We start from the raw sequence: 5,365 nt of genomic DNA on the forward strand, positions 1-5,365 counted from the left end.
CATCTACCATGGAAAGGGTTACCCCCTCCTGAAGCTGTGCGCTCGAAGCGCCCTGTTCCTTCGAACAGGCTGCCGCGCTGTAAGCCAGTAAAAAAGCCATCAGCAGTTTTATCCATTTTTTCATAAAAATCACCATCCGTATTGTAAGGGTTCCTGTCATTGGGCTCAACCGCACCGGGTTTTATAACACAATTGTACACATTATCCTGCTCTTTCTTCCCACACCCGAAGGTCTTATGGCAGCCTGAAGGCGGGTTTCGTGACTTTTTCAGAATTTCTTTCCCGATTCAAAGACGCTTCCTTTTTCCCATTCGATGCGATTTTTGGGGGAAAGACGACAAGAAAGGGGTATTTCCTTTCCAGAATCCCAACGTCTTTCAGGGGAATTGTGCCGCTCTCTATCAAAACCAGCCGGCCCTTGTTTAGATTTTTGATAAACTGAGACTATGACTGACAACGAATCAAAAGAAAAGCTCGATCAGATCGCCCGCAATCTGGCGACCTATCAGGGACCGCGCTTTGCCGAATTCCCGAATGTACCGCTGTACATGGATCAGGTCGTGGAACTGCTCAACCGCTGGCTCGATCCGCTCTATTTCAACCAGAAGCCGGGATGCATCACTTCCAGCATGATCAATAATTACGTGAAAAACTCCATCGTTCATCCCCCGCTGAAAAAACGCTACAAAGCGTATCATCTGGCCTATCTGTATGTAGTCATGATTCTCAAGCAGTGCTTTACGCTGCAGGAGATCGCCTCCCTGATTACGATTTATACCGAAATTAGTTCAAGCGACCGCTTCTCTCATGACTTTGACTGTTTCGTGCGCGTCTTTGAAATCCTTCTGCACAATGTGATGGAGGGCGGCGATACGGCCGTGGAAATTTTCGATGAGCCTTCCTGGCAGCAGACGCTCATGGTGGATGTGATCCGCGCGGCGGTATGCCGGCTGTACGGAACGTATCAGATTTACCGCTTCAATATGGAAAACGAGGAGAATCCATCCAAATAGGGCGCCGGTCCGTATACAGACTTCCAATCGCCCCGTTCCTATTTATCGGCTATACAAAAAGCTGTGTCCTCTCATCACAGCTTTCCAGAGAATCGGCTGGCAGATCTGCCTGCAGCCGGCATTTGGAAAGCCAAAATGGATAAGAACACAGCTTTTATTATGGATATCGAAAAAATGAGGACTGGCTTTTCTACGCTCTGGATCGGAGCTATGCGTCCAGTTCCTGCAGACCGAATCGGTCGAGCAGAGCTTTTCGGGCTTCCGCTTCCCAGGGATTATCGAGCTCAGCCAGATCGCTGAGGGTAAATCCTGGATGGGTTCGGGCAATCGCTTTGGCCAGAACAAAATCGGCGAGCCGGCCGTTTTTGGGCAGAAGCGGACCGTGCAGATACGTTCCGAGAATTCGGCCGTCGTAATAGCCTTCAAAGCCCGCATTGAACGCATTTCCGCTTCCCTTTACGACTTTGCCTAATGGGGAGGTGACATTCAGGGTCTGGCCGCCGTGATTTTCAAATCCGATCAGACGCAGTGTCTGTCCATCGAGATCGGCATCGATCACGATATTGCCGATGCAGCGGCTCTTCCCTTTTCCGGTTTCTGTATACAGATCGAGAATCTGCAGACCGGGAATCTTATTGTGATCGGCGGTCTCATAATACTGACCAAACAGCTGGTAGCCGCCGCAGATCAGAAGGAAAAAGGTACCGCCATCAAGTGCTTTTAAAATGTTTTCCTTCCGCGCCAGCAAATCCGGAATCAGCGCCATCTGCTCCCTGTCTGCGCCGCCGCCCATGAAGACCAGATCAAACGCGGATAAATCCGCTTTTTGACCAATCCCGACGGTCGTTACCTCGAGATCGATGCCGCGCGATTTTGCGCGGCTCTGCAGGGTCATGATATTGCCCTTGTCTCCATACAGGTCCATGATGTCGTGATACATCCATGCGCATTTCAGTTTCATAGCGACATCTCCTTTTCAATGGCTTTGCGGCTTTCGAGCAGTGCCGTATACGTGGCCATGACGTACACCACATCCGCTGCCTGCAGTCCCTGCGCTGCGGCCTGTTCGAGATTGTGCTCGATCGACATGTCTCCGGTATAGCCGCCAAAGTACATGCGCAGCGCCATATCCCCTGCACGAAGTCCGGTGCAGATGACTTTTTTCGTCTGATCGTTCATGAACTTTTCAAACTGGGTGTCGTAAATCCAGGAAACGTCGGTGCCATCCTGTTCCCGGTCGTTTAAGACGATAACGATGGATTTCTCACGGTCGTCTTTTTCGATGACCTTCATGACTTCGTTGGCTCCGGTCGGGTTTTTGACCAGGTTCAGAATGACGCTCTTGCCGTTCTTTTCGAATTTTTCATTCCGTCCAGCCGGCTGCGGAGCGCTTCTGGCCATGGCATCAAACGCATCAGCACTTACGCCAAACGCCTGACTGGCCGCCAGTACGCCGGCATAGTTGTACATCGAATACAGGCCCTCGTACGGTCCTTTGTGTTTCTTGTTTTCAAACACAAAAGACTGATCGTCCAGATTGATATCTTGCAGTTCGACATCGAGCTCTGGCGTTTTAAAGCCGCACTTTGGACAGTGAAATGAGCCGATATGGGAATACTGATAAAAATCGTATTCGAGACGCTCGCCGCAGACCGGGCAGAATTTGCCTTCGCTCGCTTCGTTTGTCGTCTTTTTGGAATAGGCGTTTTCGGCCAGACCAAAATAGACGGCTTTGGCTTTCGGAGCCTTGAGCGCGAGACGGACAGTATTCGGGTCATTGCCGTTTAAAACGAGCAGGCCCTGGTATTCGGGAAGAACGCCTTCAATCGAATCAATCAGCTGCTCCATTTCTCTGGCGCGATCGAGCTGGTCGCGAAAGAAGTTATTGACGACCAGCGCTTTTACCGGAAGGACCGGGAGAACGTGGCGGATATTGAGTTCATCCACTTCCAGAACGACAGCATCCGCATCGATTTCCCCGTTCATTTTCGCCGCCTGCAAAAGTGCCGAAGTAATGCCGGCTTTCAGGTTGTCGCCCTTGCGGTTGGTGACGACTTTGCGCCCGGCTTTTTCAAAGACGGACGATAACATGTTCGCCGTCGAGGTTTTTCCATTCGTGCCGGTCACAAGAATGACCGGTCCGCGAAACTTCAGTCTGGAAAGCGAGTTCGGATCGATTTTCAGTGCGATCGATCCCGGCATGGATCCACCCCGTCCAATCAGAGACAGCAGTCCGGCCGACGTCTTCGCTCCCAGAATGGAGAGTCTGCTCATACGTGTTCAGCTCCTTTATAAAAATCCTCTTGCATTAGACCGCTTTTGGGGCCGGTCTGCAGGAATAGAGGATGGATAGAATTTTACATCAATTTCCAGATTCGTTTTGCGAATAGGGTTTCCTCTATTTTACCGGATCTTCCTGCAGGAACGCTTCAATCTTTGCCGCGTCCTCAACGCCTTCTTTATAGAGGGCGTCGATGGCTTCCGGTGTTCCCATAAGAGACACTACATGATGGAGCGTTTCGGGAGAAAGGATGAGCGCTTTCCCCTGCTCTTCCAGCTCTCTGGCTTTTCGCATCGACGCATTATTGACGTGCGGACGCTTCTTGAGCGCATCAAGCACAGCGGGAAAATGCGTTCCATAGCGGGTGTAAGCCAGAAGACGATTCATTGGGCTTTCCGATTCGTCTTCTTCGATATTGGACGCTTTGCGCGGAAGCAGAATGACGATCTTCTCTGCCCCCATTTCCAGCGCCTTATCGACTGGAATCGGATCCGAAACGGTACCGTCACAACACGGAACGCCAAAGGCTGTATAGGCATGACAGATCAGCGGGACAGCGCAGGACGCCTTGAAAATGGAATACTCATCCTGCGTAAGGTGTTTCTTTGTAAAGTATGCTGGCCGCCCGCTCAGCGCGTTCGTCGCTACGGTAATCAGTTTGGCGGGATTTTGAAGAAGAGCCGGCGCATCGAGCGGATATTCGCCGTCGGAATTGCTTAAGTCCGAATAGATGTAGTCCAGATCAAAAAACGATTTTCGAAAAATGAAGTTTTGCAGGGAAGCATATTCTTTTCGAAACGAATAGTCGTGATAGTACGTGTACGTTCGTGTTTTCTGTCCGGCAATATAAGTCGCCAGGTTGGCTGCGCCGGCGGAAACGCCGATGTTCAGCTCGGCCATGATTCCGCGATCAAGAAGACCGTCCAGAACGCCGGCAGCATACACACCGCGCAGTCCTCCGCCCACATCAATCAGGCAAAGGCCTTTACAGAGGGTGTATTCCGGCAATTTTGAAGGGATAGCAGGGGTAAGATGAAACGATTGCATGTACGCTCCTTTGAAATGAGTCTGCTTTTTTCTCACGCAGCCGCTTTTCAAAAAGAAAGTCCTCTGCCGGCTCAGCCTAAGCCCCTTTCGTTGGGCTGCCACGATTTTCGGGACAAAAAGAAAAGAGCCCTGCAGGCGGGTGCGTGAAAAGAGTACGGGATGGAAAAAGCACTGCCTTTCTTGTTCGTTTTCTATAGTAACAGGATAGTCGAGTGTCTTACCCCTGCGCCGCCTGCAGGAGCATTCGACACTTGCGCCGATCTGTCGAAAAGCAGAGGCAAACGATTTGAGGATTCTGTATAAACTTCTGAGCTGTCGGCATTCATGACTGCATTCTTACTGAGTTTGCCTAAAATTTCTAGCTTTACCCCCTTTTTGAATCAGAAGAGAAAAGAAAACGTCGCAGAAGAACCAGACTGCTGCGACGTATCAGAGAGAGATCAATAGTCTTGTTTAGTCCATCTCGCTCCAGGAAGAACGGATCTGAAGCCTTGCGTACAGATCCAGCAGTTCGCTGACAAACAGACGGAAAGTTTCGGCGGTCATCATCTGATCTTCGGCATGCATCAGAAGCAGACTGAATTCATACCGGGCTCCGCCGGCTTCCTTGGAAAGCAGACGGGAATGAGCTTTCTGTGCTTCGAGAAGCGCTTCATCCCCCGCTTCCATCGTATGTTCTGCCTGGGCAAACCGGCCATCCTTGGCTTCTTTAAGAGCACTCATGTAAAACGTCTTGGCGCTTCCGCTTGATGCGATCATTTCAAAGCAGATCTGTTCGAATTCATTCATGGCGAATCCTCATCTTCCTTTTTCGCTCGTTAAGCAAAACGATCATGCAAAACACATGATCGTCGGATTTCAAATCATCAATTCTTTACAAAAGAACAATATCAGCCAGATCGTCTATCTGCGAATGGAGTAGACGGAGAAACGGAAAAGATCGTAGCGGTGTCTGGAAATGGAATATTCAAATAGAACTTTCCCAATCAGCTAAACTATACGGTCGGATTTTTGCGTGGACGAC

General features: G+C 50.2%; 5 protein-coding genes. 1 reads left to right on the forward strand and 4 read right to left on the reverse strand.

Translation table 11 applies throughout. From position 1 onward, the window contains the following. Positions 1-446: 446 nt before the first annotated feature. Complete coding sequence (locus ACLUYS_RS00470) at positions 447-1,013, forward strand: DUF1836 domain-containing protein (RefSeq protein WP_230267443.1); 567 nt, start codon at positions 447-449, stop codon at positions 1,011-1,013. A gap of 208 nt (positions 1,014-1,221) precedes the next feature. On the opposite strand, the gene ACLUYS_RS00475 is transcribed toward ACLUYS_RS00470, so the two are convergent. The 4 genes from ACLUYS_RS00475 to ACLUYS_RS00490 form a co-directional block, all read right to left on the reverse strand. After that, positions 1,222-1,974 (reverse strand): type 1 glutamine amidotransferase, encoded by a 753-nt coding sequence (locus tag ACLUYS_RS00475; RefSeq protein WP_230267442.1) that lies wholly within the window; start codon positions 1,972-1,974, stop codon positions 1,222-1,224. Next, positions 1,971-3,287 (reverse strand): MurT ligase domain-containing protein, encoded by a 1,317-nt coding sequence (locus ACLUYS_RS00480; protein ID WP_230267440.1) that lies wholly within the window; start codon positions 3,285-3,287, stop codon positions 1,971-1,973. The genes ACLUYS_RS00475 and ACLUYS_RS00480 overlap by 4 nt, the downstream gene beginning before the upstream one ends. A gap of 124 nt (positions 3,288-3,411) precedes the next feature. Beyond that, entirely contained in the window at positions 3,412-4,341 is a 930-nt protein-coding gene (locus ACLUYS_RS00485; protein ID WP_412658607.1) for a patatin family protein, read from the reverse strand. A gap of 453 nt (positions 4,342-4,794) precedes the next feature. Further along, positions 4,795-5,130, reverse strand: a complete 336-nt coding sequence (locus tag ACLUYS_RS00490; RefSeq protein WP_230267437.1) for a PTS lactose/cellobiose transporter subunit IIA — start codon at positions 5,128-5,130, stop codon at positions 4,795-4,797. Positions 5,131-5,365: the final 235 nt, after the last annotated feature.

It is taken from the genome of Allobaculum sp. (assembly GCF_047010065.1).
In the GTDB taxonomy this organism is placed as follows: Bacteria; Bacillota_I; Bacilli_A; order Erysipelotrichales; family Erysipelotrichaceae; genus Allobaculum; species Allobaculum fili.